Origin of the sequence: Enterobacter cloacae complex sp. ECL72 (genome assembly GCF_019056635.1) — a bacterium.
Taxonomy (GTDB): Bacteria; Pseudomonadota; Gammaproteobacteria; order Enterobacterales; family Enterobacteriaceae; genus Enterobacter; species Enterobacter hormaechei_C.
Genome location: NZ_CP077659.1, coordinates 1,252,121 through 1,269,661, shown reverse-complemented (window position 1 = coordinate 1,269,661; position 17,541 = coordinate 1,252,121). Strand labels below are relative to the sequence as shown.

General features: G+C 55.3%; 18 protein-coding genes. 1 reads left to right on the top strand and 17 read right to left on the bottom strand.

Annotated elements, in window-relative coordinates:
- Window positions 1-6: 6 nt before the first annotated feature.
- From nagZ to hinT, 5 genes are read right to left on the bottom strand one after another with little or no spacing between them, the layout of a single operon-like run.
- Window positions 7-1,032, bottom strand: coding sequence for a beta-N-acetylhexosaminidase (gene nagZ / locus KTH07_RS05980; RefSeq protein ID WP_003857934.1), 1,026 nt, complete (start codon window positions 1,030-1,032; stop codon window positions 7-9).
- Window positions 1,033-1,043: 11 nt separating this feature from the next.
- Window positions 1,044-1,868, bottom strand: coding sequence for a thiamine kinase (thiK, locus tag KTH07_RS05975; RefSeq protein WP_017384718.1), 825 nt, complete (start codon window positions 1,866-1,868; stop codon window positions 1,044-1,046).
- Window positions 1,849-2,493 (bottom strand): penicillin-binding protein activator LpoB, encoded by a 645-nt coding sequence (gene lpoB, locus KTH07_RS05970; RefSeq protein ID WP_085939398.1) that lies wholly within the window; start codon window positions 2,491-2,493, stop codon window positions 1,849-1,851. Before lpoB ends, thiK begins: the two co-directional genes overlap by 20 nt.
- Window positions 2,494-2,506: 13 nt before the next feature.
- Window positions 2,507-2,881, bottom strand: coding sequence for a YcfL family protein (locus tag KTH07_RS05965; RefSeq protein WP_003857939.1), 375 nt, complete (start codon window positions 2,879-2,881; stop codon window positions 2,507-2,509).
- 1 nt (window position 2,882) lies between these two features.
- Window positions 2,883-3,242, bottom strand: a complete 360-nt coding sequence (gene hinT, locus KTH07_RS05960) for a purine nucleoside phosphoramidase (protein WP_006809243.1) — start codon at window positions 3,240-3,242, stop codon at window positions 2,883-2,885.
- Window positions 3,243-3,595: 353 nt separating this feature from the next.
- On the opposite strand from hinT, the gene fhuE reads away from it, so the two are divergent.
- Window positions 3,596-5,785, top strand: a complete 2,190-nt coding sequence (gene fhuE, locus KTH07_RS05955; protein ID WP_045338052.1) for a ferric-rhodotorulic acid/ferric-coprogen receptor FhuE — start codon at window positions 3,596-3,598, stop codon at window positions 5,783-5,785.
- Window positions 5,786-5,926: 141 nt separating this feature from the next.
- Here the strand turns inward: fhuE and ptsG are convergent, their stop codons facing one another.
- The 12 genes from ptsG to plsX all read right to left on the bottom strand — a co-directional run bounded on the left by ptsG (window position 5,927) and on the right by plsX (window position 17,461).
- On the bottom strand, window positions 5,927-7,360 hold the full coding sequence (ptsG, locus tag KTH07_RS05950) for a PTS glucose transporter subunit IIBC (protein WP_006809245.1): 1,434 nt from the start codon (window positions 7,358-7,360) through the stop codon (window positions 5,927-5,929).
- A 297-nt stretch (window positions 7,361-7,657) separates the two neighbouring features.
- The gene (locus tag KTH07_RS05945) at window positions 7,658-8,452 is read right to left on the bottom strand and encodes a metal-dependent hydrolase (protein ID WP_023303429.1); all 795 of its coding nucleotides are present in this window, start codon (window positions 8,450-8,452) and stop codon (window positions 7,658-7,660) included.
- A gap of 10 nt (window positions 8,453-8,462) precedes the next feature.
- Window positions 8,463-9,467, bottom strand: a complete 1,005-nt coding sequence (gene holB / locus KTH07_RS05940; protein WP_015570820.1) for a DNA polymerase III subunit delta' — start codon at window positions 9,465-9,467, stop codon at window positions 8,463-8,465.
- Window positions 9,464-10,105, bottom strand: coding sequence for a dTMP kinase (gene tmk, locus KTH07_RS05935; RefSeq protein ID WP_003857946.1), 642 nt, complete (start codon window positions 10,103-10,105; stop codon window positions 9,464-9,466). The genes holB and tmk overlap by 4 nt, the downstream gene beginning before the upstream one ends.
- On the bottom strand, window positions 10,095-11,117 hold the full coding sequence (yceG, locus tag KTH07_RS05930) for a cell division protein YceG (protein ID WP_017384722.1): 1,023 nt from the start codon (window positions 11,115-11,117) through the stop codon (window positions 10,095-10,097). Before yceG ends, tmk begins: the two co-directional genes overlap by 11 nt.
- A 2-nt stretch (window positions 11,118-11,119) precedes the next feature.
- Window positions 11,120-11,929, bottom strand: a complete 810-nt coding sequence (gene pabC, locus KTH07_RS05925; protein ID WP_023303428.1) for an aminodeoxychorismate lyase — start codon at window positions 11,927-11,929, stop codon at window positions 11,120-11,122.
- A gap of 121 nt (window positions 11,930-12,050) precedes the next feature.
- Window positions 12,051-13,292, bottom strand: a complete 1,242-nt coding sequence (fabF, locus tag KTH07_RS05920; protein ID WP_003857950.1) for a beta-ketoacyl-ACP synthase II — start codon at window positions 13,290-13,292, stop codon at window positions 12,051-12,053.
- Window positions 13,293-13,383: 91 nt separating this feature from the next.
- The gene (acpP, locus tag KTH07_RS05915) at window positions 13,384-13,620 is read right to left on the bottom strand and encodes an acyl carrier protein (RefSeq protein ID WP_003857954.1); all 237 of its coding nucleotides are present in this window, start codon (window positions 13,618-13,620) and stop codon (window positions 13,384-13,386) included.
- A 154-nt stretch (window positions 13,621-13,774) separates the two neighbouring features.
- On the bottom strand, window positions 13,775-14,509 hold the full coding sequence (fabG, locus tag KTH07_RS05910) for a 3-oxoacyl-ACP reductase FabG (protein ID WP_003857956.1): 735 nt from the start codon (window positions 14,507-14,509) through the stop codon (window positions 13,775-13,777).
- 12 nt (window positions 14,510-14,521) lie between these two features.
- A complete protein-coding gene (gene fabD, locus KTH07_RS05905) occupies window positions 14,522-15,451 on the bottom strand; it encodes an ACP S-malonyltransferase (RefSeq protein WP_015570824.1) in 930 nt (309 codons plus the stop codon).
- Window positions 15,452-15,466: 15 nt separating this feature from the next.
- Window positions 15,467-16,420 (bottom strand): beta-ketoacyl-ACP synthase III, encoded by a 954-nt coding sequence (locus tag KTH07_RS05900; protein ID WP_017384725.1) that lies wholly within the window; start codon window positions 16,418-16,420, stop codon window positions 15,467-15,469.
- 6 nt (window positions 16,421-16,426) lie between these two features.
- Window positions 16,427-17,461, bottom strand: coding sequence for a phosphate acyltransferase PlsX (plsX, locus tag KTH07_RS05895; protein WP_017693638.1), 1,035 nt, complete (start codon window positions 17,459-17,461; stop codon window positions 16,427-16,429).
- Between the last annotated feature and the right edge of the window lie 80 nt (window positions 17,462-17,541).

Below are 17,541 nucleotides of genomic sequence, written 5' to 3'. Positions count from 1 at the left end.
GATGAATTAAAGGGCTGCTTTATGTGCCTGCCAGCGCTCGTTCAGGGCTTCAAGCCGGGCGTTTACCGTTTTCCAGCGCGCCGAGTCCATCAGCTCCTGACGACTAAATGAACCTTTATGATACAATTGTGTAACACGTTCAGCATTGATCGGCGACAGGTTATCCAGCACGCTCACCGCCCCTTTACGATTATTGCAGACGAGGATCATATCGCAACCCGCATCCAGCGAAGCCTGCCCACGTTCGGCATAGCTACCCATAATTGCCGCCCCCTCCATGGATAAATCGTCAGAGAAAATTACGCCATTGAAGCCTAATTCCTGACGCAGTACGGTTTTCAGCCAGTGTGGAGAGCCGCTGGCCGGACGCGGATCGACCTCACTGTAGATGACGTGCGCAGGCATGATGGCATCCAGCTTGTTATCAGCGATCAGCGAGCGGAAAACCGACATGTCTTTAGCGCGAATGTCTGCTTCCGGGCGCGGATCGCGCGGGGTTTCTTTATGGGAATCCGCCGTCACCGCCCCGTGGCCCGGGAAATGTTTGCCGGTGGTTTTCATGCCCGCAGCATGCATACCGTCAATAAAGCGCGTCGCCATTGCCAGCGCAATACGCGGATCGTCATGATACGAACGCTCACCAATTGCCGCGCTAATGTGTCCTACGTCCAGCACCGGGGCGAAGCTGATGTCGATATCCATGGCGATCATCTCGCTGGCCATCAGCCAGCCGGCGTCCTGCGCCAGTTGACCGCCCTCTTCGATCCCCAGCAGCGCAGCAAAAGATTGCGCGGCGGGTAAACGGGTAAACCCTTCGCGGAAACGCTGCACACGCCCACCTTCCTGGTCTACGGCCACCACCAGGTGATTGCGCGACGCCGCACGGATCTGGCGAACCAGCTCACGCAACTGCTCCGGATCATGATAATTGCGGGTGAAAAGAATCAGCCCCCCTACCAGCGGATGCGCCAGAATTTCGCGCTCTTCCGCATCCAGCTCAAACCCTTCGACATCCAACATTACTGGACCCACACCTACCTCTCTTATCCTTTCGTTTGTAACTGACGCCAGGCATCATTTGCCAGCGCAATAAATTGTTTGTCATCTGTCTGCTGAAGGCGCATTTCAAACCATCCCGCCATCAGCATCAACACCCACGGACGCCAGCGCGCGACCTGCCGCGCAAGGGTGAGCGCATTGATGTTGGCGTTTCGGGCATAGGCGGTTATCAGCTGCTCGCGCGACGCCTCATCAGGCATCCAGACCGCAGCGAGTTCGAGCGCCACGTCACCGTCTCCGGCATATTCCCAGTCGATAAGTTTCTCGCCTGCCGTGGTATGAACGATATTACCCGCGTGGACATCCATATGCAGCGGCGCCAGACGTAACGCCTGCGGCTCTCCCGCTCTGCGTAGCCGCTTAAGCTGCGCCAGCCAGTAGGGCGTGCGTCGTCCAGGCGCAGCCTGCTGCCAGTAGTGATCCAGCAAAGGAAGTAACGTTACCCGCCAGCCCAGACGCGGCTGGCGATGCAGATGATACAGCATGGCTGCAAGCGCAGGCGTATCGGGAAGCTCGCTTTTGATCTCACCCGCAATAAACGCCACCGCCATCCAGTCTCTGATAAAGAGATGAGGTTGTGGCGCAAGGTCGGCGGGCAGGCGCTTCAGGGCGCGGAACTGGCGACGAAAATGGGAGGCAGGCGCGGCGGCATCGTGATGCTGACGTAAAACCAGCCGATGGTCGCCACGCTCAATAATGCAACTCGCGCCGCCAAGCCCGGCGGGGGCTTGCGGCGCGATAACACGGTACTGAGGGAAATAACGCGTCAGGACGTCATGACGCGTGCGCTTATTGTTGCGTAACGGCACCTTTACCTGACCAGATAATTTCGCCGGTCTGAACCAGCATTAACTGCATCTGCAACGACGGCGTGTTCACGTTGCCTGTCGCGTTAGAATAAAGGACATACTGCGCGCCAACGTTGCGGGCAATACCCATCGCTTTACTGCGCGAACCCAGGCTGTCCTGAGGCGACAGACCAAGCTGCTGCTTGGCGACCGCGAGCTGCTGAGCTGAGACCAGCGTAAATTTACCGTTGTTTGCCAGCGCGTTGCGCAGGGTTTCCGTCGCTTCTCCCGCATTCAGGGAACCGTTTGTACGGTTGTTCACGCTGTCCACCAGCAGCACGCTACCGGGCGTAACGCCCTGTGCCTGCAACATTTTGCCCACCATCGGCTGCATTGCGCCGTTCCAGTCATAGTGGCGTACTCGCGGCGCAGGCTGTGCGGTGTCGTCCGGATGTTCGATCGGGCCAGGCTGCGCCGGAATGGTCGGTACAGACGGCACGGTTGGAACAGGCTGCGCTGGCGTTGTTGGCTGTTCCGTTCCCGGCTTCGCCTGATCTACCGGTGCTGGTTCTTCCGTTCGCGTCACACAACCCGCCAGAAAGAGTGCAAAAGCACTCAGGAGCGCATAACGGCTCATTGTTTTAATCAAGGTTCACTCCTTACAAATAAAGATAAAGTCTCACCTTATGTGCACCCAGATAGCTGGCGCTGCCGTAGAGCGTGACTGACGATCTTGCCGGGATAGTCACGCTGCGCGGCGCCTCAAGCGGGTGCATCTCAAGACCTCTCACGTCATACCAGTAGAAGCGATAATGCACCGTCACTGGCTCTTGCCTTTCGTTATAGAGCGTAGAGGAGGCTGAAGACTGGATTTCGCTTATGGTCAGCGAAGGTTTCTCCGCCGTGATGCCCGCAGCAAGCACTGAGGACTCCATCACCAGCGTCTGTTCTTCACTGACCGGGATGGCGGGACGCGCGCTGCACCCAACCATTACCAGCGTCACGATCAGCGCTGCAATACGCCCAGTTAACATATTAAAGACCTTTATGTGCCAGCATCGGTCCCAGTGGACGTCCACCCAGCAGATGCATATGAATATGATAGACTTCCTGGCCGCCATGGCGATTACAGTTCATGATCAGACGGTATCCGTCTTCAGCAATCCCTTCCTGCTCTGCGATTTTCGCGGCCACCGTAAGCATACGGCCCAGCGCCACTTCATGCTCGGTTTTAACGTCATTGACGGTCGGGATCAGAATATTGGGAATAATAAGGATGTGCGTCGGCGCCTGGGGAGAAATGTCGCGGAAAGCCGTGACCAGTTCATCCTGATAGACAATATCCGACGGAATTTCTCGGCGGATAATTTTACTGAAAATCGTTTCTTCAGCCATGACCTTTTCCTTTTAAGTTTAATCTGGCGTCGTGCGTCCGTTGTTAACACACATTGTCTGATTTACTGCGTGACACAAGACAAGAGTATGAGCGAGTTTCTCCTGTCCTTTCAACCTTCTCCCGTGATTTCTTTCCTGATTGTCCGCCATCTGGCTGAAGAGGCATCGCTTTAGGACATTTCTTTTCTGAAACCTTATTTCAGTTCATCCCGAAACATCTGTTTACAGCGTTAATCACAATGCGTATATTTCGCATTTGCATTTTCATGCGCATTTTTAACATAGAAAACGACGTCAGCCCGTGCTAGCGGGACTGTCGCGAATTACCTTCACCATTCACCAAGGGTTTGATGATGTCTTTCATTAATCACACCAGGGATGGGCAACGTCAGCCTGCCGCAACACCTTCGTTGCTGGCCGCCTGCATTGCTATGGCATTGACGCCAACCGCCGCTTTCGCTGCTTCAACCACCGAAGATACCGTCGTCGTAGACGGGGGTTTTGACAACACACAGGATCTTTCTGCCAGCCAGGATCAGGATTACAGCGTAAAAACCACCACCACCGGCACCAAACTGTTGCTGGTTCCCCGCGACATCCCACAGTCCGTCAGCGTTATCAGCCAGCAACGTATGGCTGACCAGAATCTGCAATCCATCGGACAGGTGCTGACGAATACCACGGGCATTACGGCCCAGGTGCAGGACAGCGACCGTACCGTGTTTTACTCACGCGGCTTTTTCGTCAGCAACTACGCCTATGACGACCTGCCAACCTCCATCAGTGAAGTGTGGAACTTTGGTGATACCGCCGCGGATACCGCGATTTATGACCGCATCGAAGTGGTTCGCGGCGCCACCGGCCTGATGTCCGGCACGGGCAACCCGGCGGCGTACGTTAATATGGTGCGTAAGCACGCGGACAGCCCGGAATTTAAAGGTAACGTCTCCGCCAGTTACGGCAGCTGGGACAAGCAGCGCTACGTGCTGGATCTCCAGGCGCCGCTGGTAGAGTCAGGTAAGGTACGGGGCCGTCTGATTACCGGTTATCAGGACAACGACAGCTTCGTGGATAACTACCACTACCGGAAGAAATTCCTCTACGGTGTGATGGACGCGGATGTCACCGACAGCACCACCCTCTCGGTAGGGTATGAGTATCAGGAAAGCCATACCGCCGACCCAACCTGGGGCGGGCTGCCGACCTGGTACAGCGACGGAAGTAAGACCCACTACAATCGCAGCCAGACTGTCGCACCTGACTGGGCTTATTCAGATAAAGACAGCACCCGCATCTTCGCTAACCTGACTCAGCGTTTCGATAATGGCTGGGAAGCGCACATCAACGGCATGCATGCTGAAACCAACTTCGACTCCAAACTGATGTATATGTCCGGCTATCCGGATAAAGAGACCGGTGCGGGCCTGGTGGGTTACGGCGGCTGGAACCGTGGGGAACGTAAACAGGATGCGGTTGACGCCTTCCTGCGCGGCGGCTTCGATCTCTTTGGCCGTCAGCACGAAATGATGTTCGGCGGCAGCTTCAGCCGTCAGCGTAACCATTACGACAACTCCATGCCGGATGCGGTATACGGCATGGTTGATGTCGGCAACTTTAAGAACTGGAACGGGAACATCGCCGATCCCCAGTGGACGCCGTGGAAACTCTACAGCAAGGATGATATTCGCCAGTCTTCAGCCTATTCGTCGGCTCGTTTCTCGCTGGCCGATCCGCTGCACCTGATCCTGGGCGCGCGCTACACCCAATATAACATTCGTTATAACCCGGCAGGATCGCCGAATACCCGTCTGGAAAGCACCAAAGATGATGTCACGCCGTACGCCGGCCTGGTGTATGACATCAATGAGGACTGGTCGACCTACGTCAGCTATACCTCTATCTTCCAGCCGCAGGATAAGCGCGACGCCAGCGGACGTTATCTCGACCCTACCACGGGTAAAAGCTACGAAGCCGGGGTGAAGGCGGACTGGTTTAATACCCGCCTCACCACCTCGCTGGCGATTTTCCGCATTGAGCAGGATAACGTCGCCAGCAACACCTATACCTACATGCCGAGCGGTGAGTCGATCTATGAATCGCTGGACGGGGTGGTCAGCAAAGGGGTCGAGTTCGAGCTCAACGGTGCCCTGACCGATAACTGGCAGCTGACCTTCGGCGCGACGCGTTACATCGCAGAAGATAAGAATGGAAACGCCGTCAGCGCCGATCAGCCGCGCACAACCATGAAGCTCTTCACCCGCTATCAGTTGCCAATGCTGCCGGAACTGACCGTGGGCGGCGGCGTAAACTGGCAGAACAAAGTGTGGACGGACGTGGAAGGCGGCCCGGCAGGACGTTCCCGCGCGGAGCAAGGCAGCTATGGGCTGGTGAACCTGTTCAGCCGTTATCAGGTCACCAAAGATTTTGCGGTGCAGGCTAACGTCAACAACCTGTTCGACAAAGAGTATTACGATTACGTCGGTTCTTATGTAGTGTATGGCGCGCCGCTGAACGTCTCGGTGAGCGCGAGCTACGATTTCTGAGTGACAGAAGCCCGGTGGCGCTGCGCTTACCGGCCCTACCCATCACGTAGGCCGGGTAAGACGCAGCCGCCACCCGGCACCACAAACCGCAGTAATAAAAAAGGCAGCCATTCGGCTGCCTTAGTCTCCACAGGTCACAGCTTAGTTGTTGCGGATGTACTCATCCATTTCGGTTTTCAGGTTATCGGATTTCGTACCGAAGATTGCCTGAACACCAGAACCTGCAACAACGACGCCCGCTGCGCCCAGTTTTTTCAGACCCGGCTGGTCTACTTTCGCAACGTCGGCAACGCTCACACGCAGACGAGTGATACACGCGTCCAGGTTAGTGATGTTCTCTTTACCGCCGAAAGCAGCTACCAGAGCAGGCGCCATTTCGCTGGTCACACCGGCTTTGCTGTCTTCCGTTGCATCTTCACGACCCGGCGTTTTCAGGTCCAGTGCTTTGATCAGCACGCGGAAGACGGTGTAGTACACCACTGCGTAGCCCGCACCCACAATTGGGAACAGCCACAGCTTGCTGCTGTTACCGGACAGAACGATGAAGTCGATCAGACCGTGAGAGAAGGACGTACCGTCACGCATACCCAGCAGGATACAGATTGGGAATGCCAGACCTGCCAGTACCGCGTGGATGATGTACAGGATCGGCGCAACGAACATGAAGGAGAACTCGATCGGCTCGGTGATACCGGTCAGGAACGAGGTCAGCGCTGCGGAGATCATGATACCGCCCACTTTTGCACGGTTCTCTGGTTTAGCAGAGTGCCAGATCGCAATTGCGGCGGCCGGCAGACCGTACATTTTGAACAGGAAGCCACCAGACAGTTTACCTGCCGTTGGGTCACCCGCCATGTAGCGTGGGATGTCGCCGTGGAACACCTGGCCTGCTGCGTTGGTGTATTCACCAATCTGCATCTGGAATGGAACGTTCCAGATGTGGTGCAGACCAAATGGTACCAGGCAGCGCTCAATGAAGCCGTAGATACCGAACGCCACAACCGGGTTCTGGTAAGCCGCCCACTGAGAGAATGTCTGGATTGCTGTACCGATTGGTGGCCAGATGAAAGACAGAACCACACCGGTGAAAATCGCGGCCAGACCAGAAATGATCGGCACAAAACGTTTACCCGCGAAGAAGCCCAGATACTCAGGCAGCTTGATGCGATAGAAGCGGTTAAACATATACGCTGCAATCGCACCGGAGATGATACCACCGAGAACACCGGTGTCCGCCAGATGCTTAGCGGCAATCTCTTCAGCAGGTAAATGCAGTACCAGCGGCGCAACCACAGCCATGGTTTTCACCATGATGCCGTAAGCAACAACGGACGCCAGCGCGGATACACCGTCGTTATTGGTGAAGCCCAGAGCAACACCGATAGCGAAGATCAGCGGCATGTTAGCAAAAACAGAACCGCCTGCTTCGGCCATCACGTGGGAAACTACGGCTGGCAGCCAGCTGAAGTTTGCAGAACCGACACCCAGCAGGATACCTGCGATAGGCAGTACGGATACTGGCAGCATCAGCGATTTACCGACCTTTTGCAGGTTAGCAAATGCATTCTTAAACATAATTGAGAGTGCTCCTGAGTATTTGTGCTTTTTTTACGTTTTCACGCATTGGCCCGGGGGGAGTACCGCGCCGTGGACAGGACATCTAAGCGCCCTTTATTTATTACACAGAGTAAAATAATTCCCTCTGAGTTTGTTTGACGGCTATCACGTTTCAGTTCAAGACGGCCAAAAAACTTGCAGATATTTACATAAAGCATGTCTGGATGTGTCTAAAAACGCCATCACCGCCCCAAATGAGGCGGTGAACTTTACTCGTTTTACTTATTAATTACGAGCCTAAAAATAACAGGCGTATCAGACAGATTGCAGGCGGGCGGGGTCGATATGGAACAGACTGGCGAAGTTTTCCGTTGTCACGCGAGCCAGCTCTTCAATACTGACACCTTTCAGAACGGCCATATACTCAGCGACATCCCGGGTCATCGCTGGCTGATTCTCTTTGCCGCGATGAGGCACCGGCGCCAGGTACGGTGAATCGGTTTCCACCAGAATACGATCCAGCGGAACATAGCGCGCCGCATCACGCAGTTGCTCGGCATTGCGGAACGTGACGATCCCCGAAAACGAGATATAAAAGCCTAAATCAAGCAGCTTACCCGCCGTTTCTCTGTCTTCAGTGAAACAGTGTAGTACGCCACCGCAATCCGTCACCTTTTCTTCCCGCAGGATCGCCAGCGTGTCGGCACGCGCATCGCGGGTATGAACGATAACCGGCTTATTCAGTTCACGGCCAATACGGATATGGTTGCGGAAGGATTCCTGCTGGCGAGGTTTCGTTTCCGGGGTGTAGAAATAGTCGAGACCGGTCTCGCCCATCGCCACTACGCCCTCTTCTGCGGCAAGACGGCGTAAATCCTCAACGTCGTATGCTTCATCCTGATTCAGCGGATGCACGCCGCAGGAGAAGACGACATTATCGCGCTCGCCTACCAGTTCACGCATGGCGCGGTAACCCGGCAACGTGGTCGCCACGGCCAGGCAAAATTTCACATCGCGCGCGGCGGCTTTCGCCAGCACGTCGTCCACATTTTTATGCAGGGACTGATAATCCAGGCCATCGAGATGGCAGTGTGAGTCGACTAAAAACATAATGTCTCTCTCAGAGGTGGGAAACCGGCGGTATGACGCCCGGTTGCAGGTAGTGTTCGATACGCAGTAACTGGTCGGTCAGTAAAAGCTCGCGATTGAGACCGGTCACTGTCAAAAGTTGTTCACGGCTCTGGCAGATATCATGAAGGATAGCGTGCAGCGACTGCCCTGACAGGCGATTCGCCAGCGTGGTGACCAGCGCCCACACGTCAGGGTTAGTCAGAAGCGTCGCCCCCTGCTGGATTTTGAGCGCATCCAGCAGCAGTGCGGCCAGCCAGTGTAGCCGTTCCGGAGCCTGATCGCTGTTCAGCGCTGGCAGCACGCTCAGCCAGTCATGGCTGTCGAGGGCTGATTCAACCGCACGACACAGCGTTTCACGCTGAGACCACACTTCCGGCTGCAATAAGGCCAGCGCAGCCGCAGGCGCACCGCTGCACAGGCGCAACGCCGAGCGCGCCGCATCTTGTGACACCGTCACTTCTCGCTCAAGCCAGGCGAGCGCCCAGGATTCCTGAGGGACAGCGAGGTGGTGAAGACGGCAGCGACTGCGCAGCGTCGCCAGCAAGCGTTCCGGCTCGCGGCAGGAGAGGAAAAACCAGGTATTCTCTGGCGGCTCTTCCAGGGTTTTTAACAGGGCGTTGGCTGCGGCTTCCGTGAGCAGCGCGGCGTCTTTCAGCCACACCACTTTCGCCCCCCCCAGACGCGCATATTCGTACAGTTTCTCACTGACCTCACGCACCGCGTCGATACCGAGCGTATTTTTGCCCTTCTCGGGTTCGAGGGTGTAATAGTCAGGATGCGTGCCCGCCTGCATGAGCTGGCAACCCCGGCATTTACCGCAGCTTTTATGTCCTTCCGGCTGTTGGCACATCAGAAAGCGGGTGATGGCGTAAATCAACGCATCATCACCCATTCCCGGCAGCGCCTGGATCAGTAACGCATGATGCCCCCGACCAACCTGATAGCTGCCGATCAGCTGTTCAAAGTGTGGGCGCAACCATGGATACCATTTCATGCCTGCTGCTCCTGTAGCCACTGCGTAACGGTCTGCTGAATATCACGCGTAACGTCTTCAAGGGATTGCGTCGCATCGATGGTACGAATGGTCTTGTCCTGCCCGGCCAGTTCCAGATAACGCGCACGGGTGCGGTTAAAGAAATCAAAAGACTCCTGTTCAATGCGGTCCAGTTCGCCGCGGGCACGGGCGCGCTTCAGGCCCACCTCAGGGGTCACGTCCAGATACAGCGTCAGGTCAGGACGGAAATCGCCCAGAACCGCGTCGCGAAGCGTAGCCAGCATGGTCTGGTCGATACCCCGGCCACCGCCCTGATACGCCTGGGTTGAGAGATCGTGGCGATCGCCGATCACCCATTTCCCTTCTGCCAGAGCGGGTTTGATCACCGTCTCCACCAGCTGAACGCGCGCCGCATAGAACATCAGCACTTCCGCTTTGTCGGTAATAACTTCATCGCCAACGGATTTGATATCCAGAACCAGGCTGCGCAGTTTTTCCGCCAGCTGCGTACCGCCCGGCTCGCGGGTAAAGACCATGTCGGCAACGCCAAGCGACGTAAGCGTATCCACCACCACGTTACGGGCAGTTGTTTTGCCCGCCCCTTCGAGTCCCTCAATGACAATGTATTTACTGCGCATTTTTTTCCTTAAGTGCCTTCAGATAGTCCTGAACGGAGCGATTGTGGCTGGCCAGGTTGGTATTAAACGTATGCCCCCCTTTTCCGTCAGCCACAAAATAGAGATACGGCGTTTTGGCCGGGTGCGCGGCGGCCTTCAACGATGCTTCACTCGGCGTCGCGATCGGTCCAGGCGGCAGGCCGCTAATCACGTAGGTATTATACGCCGTTGGCGTCTCCAGATCTTTTCTGGAAATCCTGCCGTTGTAGTTTTCGCCCATGCCGTAGATGACGGTAGGATCGGTTTGCAAACGCATGCCGATGCGCAGACGGTTAATAAACACCGAGGCAACCTGGTCACGTTCGGCAGCAACGGCCGTCTCTTTCTCGATGATCGAGGCCATCGTCATGAACTGGTTTTGATCTTTATAAGGCAGGCCCTCTGCTCGCCCTTTCCAGGCAGCGTCTACCGCCGCGACCATTTTGTTGTGCGCGCGCTTCAGAATGGCCACATCCGTCGTGCCTGCCGTATACATCCACGTATCGGGCCAGAACCAGCCTTCCACCCACTCGGGATGTTCGAATTTTAAGGCGTCTGCCACGGTCTGGTAGCGGTCATCTTTCAGCGTATGCTTAATGTATGGCGCGTCCCGCAGCTGCCTGAGGTAATCGCTCAGACGCATACCTTCCACAAAACGCAGCGGGAACTGGGCTTCTTTACCACTCTCCAGCAGTTGCAGCATCTCGCGCACGGTCATGCCAGGGGTAAAGCGATAGGTGCCGGCCTTGAAATGGGACAGGTCCGGTTCAATACGCAGCAGCCACTGGAATACGCGTGGGCGATTGATAATTTTGTCGTCATACAGCTGCTGACCAAGCGCCTGCCGCCCGGTCCCCGCTTTCAGGGTAAAAATCGTCTCATCTTTTATCAGAATCTGACTCTCCGCCAGCTGACGGACTTTCCACACTCCCGCTCCGCCAGCGATACCGAACGCAACGATAAGAAGGAGGACAAAGCGTAACATTTTCTTCATGACTACCTGGTTTGCTCACATAACGGGGCCAGAAACTGGAACAGCTCGCGGGATGACCAGCATTTGCGGCCATAAGCGCGAACGGGGACAACGGGCATCAGCGCATTGCAGATTACGACTTCATCGGCAGACAGCAGCGCCTCTTCCTTAGCGTTGACTTCGACAACGCGAAAGCCTGCGCGTGCCAGCTGGTGCAGACAAAACTGCCGCATAATGCCGTTGACGCCGGCCTGCTCCAGCGAAGGCGTGAACACGTCACTGCCCTTCCGCCAGAGTAAATTAGCCGCACAGCATTCCGTAATGTACCCTTCGCTGTCAAGAACCAGCGCCTCCCCGGCCTCCGTCTGCTCAAGATGAGTACGAATAAGCACCTGTTCAAGGCGGTTGAGATGTTTTATGCCAGCGAGCATCGGGTTTCGCCCCAGACGTACCGGACTTAACGCCAGGGCTACGCCCTCTTCACGCCAGTGCGCATAATGGGAAGGATAATCTGAAACGGAAAGGACCCGCGTAGGATGCAGACAGGCAGAACCGCTATAGCCCCGGCCACCGCTCCCGCGGCTAATAATGACTTTCAGGACGCCGCTTGCTTTATCTGACGCCAGCCGACGCATTTCACTTTCAAGAATGTCCCACTGCGAGAAAGGGATCAGTAGTGCTTCGCAGGCTTTTTGTAAACGAAGGATATGGGCCCCGAGCAGACACACGCCACCGTCGAGAATACGCGCAGTCGTGAAACAGCCATCGCCAAACTGGGTCGCCCTGTCGCTTGCCGGCAGCGTTTCTTGCTCAAGGCCATTAATTAAAAACATGGTGGCTCCTTATGCGTGGAGGCTCAGTCTGGCAGGATGTGAGCAGCCGGACAAGGGGATTTCACCTAATAAAAAAGGCCCGGCAAGCGGACCTTTTTTTTTCGTCAGCGGCTAACCAGACTCAGACCTTTTTGAAGATCAGAGAACCGTTAGTCCCACCGAAGCCGAAGGAGTTACACAGGGTATACTCCATACCGCTAACCTGGCGCGCTTCGTGAGGAACGAAGTCCAGATCGCAACCTTCATCCGGATTATCCAGGTTGATGGTTGGCGGTACAGCCTGATCGCGCAGCGCGAGAATAGAGTAGATTGACTCTACTGCCCCCGCAGCACCCAGCAGGTGACCGGTCATGGATTTCGTGGAGCTCACCAGCACACGGCTGGCAGATTCGCCGAAGATAGACTTAACAGCCTGCGCTTCTGCTTTATCGCCCGCAGGGGTAGACGTCCCGTGCGCGTTAACGTAGCCAATCTGTGCCGGCGTAATGCCCGCATCGCGAATGGCGTTTTCCATCGCCAGCGCAGCGCCTGCGCCGTTCTCTGGAGGAGACGTCATGTGATAAGCATCGCTGCTCATGCCAAAGCCAACAACTTCAGCATAAATTTTCGCGCCACGTTTTTTCGCGTGTTCGTACTCTTCCAGTACGATCATGCCTGCACCGTCACCCAGCACGAAGCCGTCACGGTCTTTATCCCACGGACGGCTCGCCGCCTGCGGATTATCGTTTCGGGTAGAGAGCGCACGCGCTGCACCGAAGCCACCGACGCCCAGCGGGGTACTGGCTTTTTCAGCGCCGCCCGCAACCATAGCATCTGCATCGCCGTACGCAATGATACGCGCGGCCTGGCCGATGTTATGCACGCCAGACGTACAGGCTGTCGCGATTGAGATGCTTGGGCCACGCAGGCCGAACATAATGGTCAGGTGACCTGCCACCATGTTGACAATCGTAGACGGAACGAAGAACGGGCTGATTTTACGCGGGCCGCCATTCATCAGAGATGTATGGTTTTCTTCAATCAGACCAAGACCGCCAATCCCGGAGCCGATAGCGGCGCCGATACGGGTCGCGTTCTCTTCCGTAATCTCAAGGCCAGAATCCTGCATGGCCTGAACGCCAGCGACAATTCCATATTGAATGAAGGCATCCATCTTGCGCTGTTCTTTGCGCGAGATGATCTCTTCACAGTTAAAATCCTTTACTAAGCCAGCAAATTTCGTTGCATAGGCGCTAGTATCGAAATGGTCGATTAGGCTGATGCCGCTCTGACCGGCAAGGAGAGCTTTCCAGGTGGACTCTACGGTATTGCCGACAGGAGACAACATGCCAAGTCCGGTCACAACTACACGACGCTTAGACACGCTTGTCCTCCAGGGAGGGATAAAAAAAGAGATTCGTGGGACAACAAAAGATAAAACTCAGGCGGTCGAATGACCGCCTGGAGATGTTCACTTACGCCTGGTGACCGTTGATGTAATCAATGGCAGCCTGAACGGTGGTGATTTTCTCAGCTTCTTCGTCCGGAATCTCAGTATCAAACTCTTCTTCCAGAGCCATTACCAGCTCAACGGTGTCAAGAGAATCTGCGCCCAGGTCTTCAACAAAGGAAGCGGAGTTCACAACTTCTTCCTGCTTAACGCCCAGCTGTTCGCCGATAATTTTCTTAACGCGTTCTTCGATAGTGCTCATACTCTTAAATTTCCTATCAAAACTCGCTTTCGCGATGGTTTTCGTAGTGTATAAAATGTTGAAAAATTTGCAACTAAATCCCGGCAGGTCTTACCACGATTTTACGTTATTTTGAGGCCATTTGCCCAAATAACGCAAATATTTTCGATCGTGATTAAACCATGTACATCCCGCCGTTGACGTGGAGGGTTTCACCAGTGATGTAACCCGCTTCGTCAGAGGCTAAAAATGCAACCGCGCTGGCGATTTCTTTAGGGTCGCCAAGACGACCCGCCGGAACTGCCGCCAGCGTACCCGCACGCTGCTCATCAGTCAGCGCACGCGTCATGTCCGTTTCAATAAAGCCCGGAGCAACAACGTTTACAGTAATTCCGCGGGACGCGACTTCACGCGCCAGCGACTTACTGAAACCGATCAGACCTGCTTTCGCCGCAGCGTAGTTAGCCTGACCAGCATTTCCCATGGTACCAACCACAGAACCTACAGTGATAATACGACCATGACGCTTTTTCATCATAGCGCGCATTACCGCTTTTGACAGACGGAATACAGATGACAGGTTGGTTTCGATAATATCGTTCCACTCGTCGTCTTTCATTCGCATCAGCAGGTTGTCGCGAGTGATCCCGGCATTATTGACCAGAATATCCACTTCGCCAAACTCTGCGCGAATATTTTCCAGAACAGATTCGATAGATGCAGGTTCAGTCACATTCAGTACCAGACCTTTACCGTTCGCACCCAGATAGTCGCTGATGGCCTGTGCGCCATTCTCACTGGTCGCAGTCCCGATCACCGTCGCGCCGCGCGCAACCAGTGTTTCAGCAATAGCGCGCCCAATACCGCGGCTTGCGCCGGTCACCAGGGCAATTTTTCCTTCAAAACTCATGGTATTCCTCTTTTATTGCGAGAGTGCCGCTTTCATGGCTTCCGGCTCGTTAATCGCCGAGGCAGTCAGGGTGTCTACAATACGTTTTGTCAGACCGGTAAGTACCTTACCTGGACCAACTTCATACAGATGTTCAACGCCCTGAGACGCCATAAATTCAACGGTTTTAGTCCACTGAACCGGGCTGTAGAGCTGGCGAACCAGCGCGTTACGGATAGCCTCCGGCGCGGTTTCGCACTGCACATCGACGTTATTCACAACGGAAATCGTCGGTGCGTTAAAGGTCATTTTTTCCAGCTCAACCGCCAGCTTATCGGCAGCGGGCTTCATCAGCGCGCAGTGAGACGGTACGCTCACCGGCAGGGGCAGTGCACGTTTTGCGCCCGCAGCTTTACAGGCAGCGCCTGCACGCTCAACCGCTTCTTTATGACCCGCGATAACCACCTGGCCTGGCGAGTTAAAGTTTACCGGAGAAACGACCTGACCTTCAGCAGATTCTTCACAGGCTTTAGCGATAGAAGCATCATCCAGACCGATGATGGCAGACATGCCGCCCGTGCCCTCTGGCACCGCTTCCTGCATGAATTTACCACGCAATTCAACCAGGCGTACCGCGTCAGCGAAGGCAATCACCCCTGCGCAGACCAGCGCAGAGTATTCACCCAGGCTATGACCCGCCATCAGCGTCGGCGCTTTGCCGCCCTGCTGCTGCCATACGCGCCACAATGCGACGGAGGCTGCCAGCAGTGCCGGTTGAGTTTGCCAGGTTTTGTTCAGCTCTTCAGCGGGGCCCTGTTGGGTCAGCGCCCACAGATCATAACCCAGCGCGTCAGAGGCTTCACGGAAAGTCTCTTCAATAACCGGATAGTTTGCTGCCATTTCAGACAACATCCCAACAGTTTGCGAGCCCTGTCCCGGGAACACAAAAGCAAATTGCGTCATTTTTTAATCCTTATCCTAGAAACGAACCAGCGCGGAACCCCAGGTGAACCCGCCACCAAAGGCTTCAAGCAAGACCAGTTGGCCCCGTTTAATTCGTCCATCGCGTACCGCTTCGTCAAATGCGCACGGTACCGATGCCGCAGAGGTGTTGCCGTGGCGATCAAGCGTCACCACAACGTTATCCATAGACATGCCCAGCTTCTTCGCCGTCGCGCTGATGATACGCAGGTTCGCCTGATGCGGCACCAGCCAGTCGAGTGCGGTGCGTTCAAGGTTATTGGCTTCCAGCGTCTCATCGACAATATGCGCAAGCTCAGTCACCGCCACCTTGAATACTTCATTACCTGCCATGGTGAGGTAAATGGAGTTATCAGGATTAACGCGATCGGCGTTAGGCAGCGTTAACAGCTCGCCGTAGCGGCCATCGGCATGCAGGTGCGTGGAGATGATGCCCGGCTCTTCGGACTGCCCCAGCAGCACCGCGCCCGCGCCATCGCCAAAAATAATGATCGTGCCGCGATCGGTCGGATCGCAGGTACGCGCCAGCACATCAGCGCCGATCACCAGCGCATATTTTACGGCGCCCGATTTTACATACTGATCGGCGATGCTCAGCGCATAGGTGAAACCCGCGCACGCTGCTGCAACATCAAATGCCGGGCAGCCTTTGATGCCGAGCATGTTCTGCACCTGGCACGCTGCGCTTGGGAAGGCATGCGTGGCAGAGGTTGTCGCCACCACAATAAGCCCGATCTGTTCTTTATCAATGCCAGCCATCTCAAGCGCTCGCTGAGCGGCTTCGTAGCCCATGGTGGACACAGTTTCGTCTGGCGCGGCGATACGACGTTCACGGATACCTGTGCGCGTGACAATCCACTCGTCAGACGTATCTACCATTTTTTCAAGATCGGCGTTGGTACGCACTTGTTTTGGCAGGTAGCTGCCGGTACCTAAAATCTTCGTATACATGTACGCTCAGTCACTTTTAGCTAATACAGATCCCAGGCGAGCGGCAATCCTCTGAGGGACTTGTCGCTGCACCGCCTGCACTGCCTGTTCAATCGCGACGGTAAATGCTCGCTGATTGGCGGCGCCATGACTCTTAATCACGATGCCGCGCAATCCTAACAGACAGGCGCCATTATACTGGTCGGGGTTGAGGTGACTGAATCGCCGCGTCAGGCTTTTTTGTAACCAACGCTTTAATAAAATCAGCCACCAGGACCTTTTTTTACCTTCTCCCTGCGATTTCAGCAGAGAAAGGAACATTCGTACGACCCCTTCCATGGTCTTCAACGTCACGTTTCCGGTGAAGCCATCACACACTAATACATCCGTTTTGCCCGTCAGCAACTCATTGGCTTCGAGATAACCAATATAGTTGATGGAGGGGACCTGTTTGAGTATTTCCGCAGCGTCGCGGATACTGTCCAGGCCTTTAGTCTCTTCTTCACCAATATTCAGTAAAGCAACGCGGGGATTATTAATCCCGACCACGTCTTCAGCCAGCACCGACCCCATAACGGCAAACTGAGCCAGCATTGTACTATCACAATCCACGTTAGCGCCCAGATCCAGCACCACCGTTTTGCCCTTCTGCTGATGCGGTAATACCGTCACCAGCGCCGGACGCTCAATGCCCTCAATCGGCTTGAGCAATAATTTCGACAGCCCCATCAGCGCGCCAGTATTTCCCGCGCTGACGCAAGCCTGCGCTCGCCCTTCTTTCACCAGCTCCAGCGCCATTCGCATAGAGCTGCCGCGGCTATTACGAATAGCCTGCGATGGCCGGGCATCACTGGCAATAACTGACTGCGCAGGAATAATCTGCAGACGCGAACGTTGTTCAAAGTCAGCTTTTGCAAGTAATGGCGTGATTGTGTCGGGATTACCGACTAAAAGAAGTGTGAGTTGCGAATTAGAATTCAGTGCCTGCAATGCTGCAGGCACTGTCACGGTAGGGCCAAAATCTCCCCCCATGACATCTAACGCCAGGGTTAGACGTGTCAAGGTATCGTCGCAGCCTGGTTCGGTAAACTCCCCGTTTGCACGGGGAAGTTCCTCACTAAGCCTAATCACGCTGACGCGTG

Coding starts and splice junctions, on each gene's coding strand:
- KTH07_RS05965 (WP_003857939.1), bottom strand. CDS start 2,881: ATGTTAACTGGGCGTATTGCAGCGCTGATCGTGACGCTGGTAATGGTT.
- hinT (WP_006809243.1), bottom strand. CDS start 3,242: ATGGCTGAAGAAACGATTTTCAGTAAAATTATCCGCCGAGAAATTCCG.
- fhuE (WP_045338052.1), top strand. CDS start 3,596: ATGTCTTTCATTAATCACACCAGGGATGGGCAACGTCAGCCTGCCGCA.
- ptsG (WP_006809245.1), bottom strand. CDS start 7,360: ATGTTTAAGAATGCATTTGCTAACCTGCAAAAGGTCGGTAAATCGCTG.
- KTH07_RS05945 (WP_023303429.1), bottom strand. CDS start 8,452: ATGTTTTTAGTCGACTCACACTGCCATCTCGATGGCCTGGATTATCAG.
- holB (WP_015570820.1), bottom strand. CDS start 9,467: ATGAAATGGTATCCATGGTTGCGCCCACACTTTGAACAGCTGATCGGC.
- tmk (WP_003857946.1), bottom strand. CDS start 10,105: ATGCGCAGTAAATACATTGTCATTGAGGGACTCGAAGGGGCGGGCAAA.
- yceG (WP_017384722.1), bottom strand. CDS start 11,117: ATGAAGAAAATGTTACGCTTTGTCCTCCTTCTTATCGTTGCGTTCGGT.
- pabC (WP_023303428.1), bottom strand. CDS start 11,929: ATGTTTTTAATTAATGGCCTTGAGCAAGAAACGCTGCCGGCAAGCGAC.
- acpP (WP_003857954.1), bottom strand. CDS start 13,620: ATGAGCACTATCGAAGAACGCGTTAAGAAAATTATCGGCGAACAGCTG.
- fabG (WP_003857956.1), bottom strand. CDS start 14,509: ATGAGTTTTGAAGGAAAAATTGCCCTGGTGACCGGCGCAAGCCGCGGT.
- fabD (WP_015570824.1), bottom strand. CDS start 15,451: ATGACGCAATTTGCTTTTGTGTTCCCGGGACAGGGCTCGCAAACTGTT.
- KTH07_RS05900 (WP_017384725.1), bottom strand. CDS start 16,420: ATGTATACGAAGATTTTAGGTACCGGCAGCTACCTGCCAAAACAAGTG.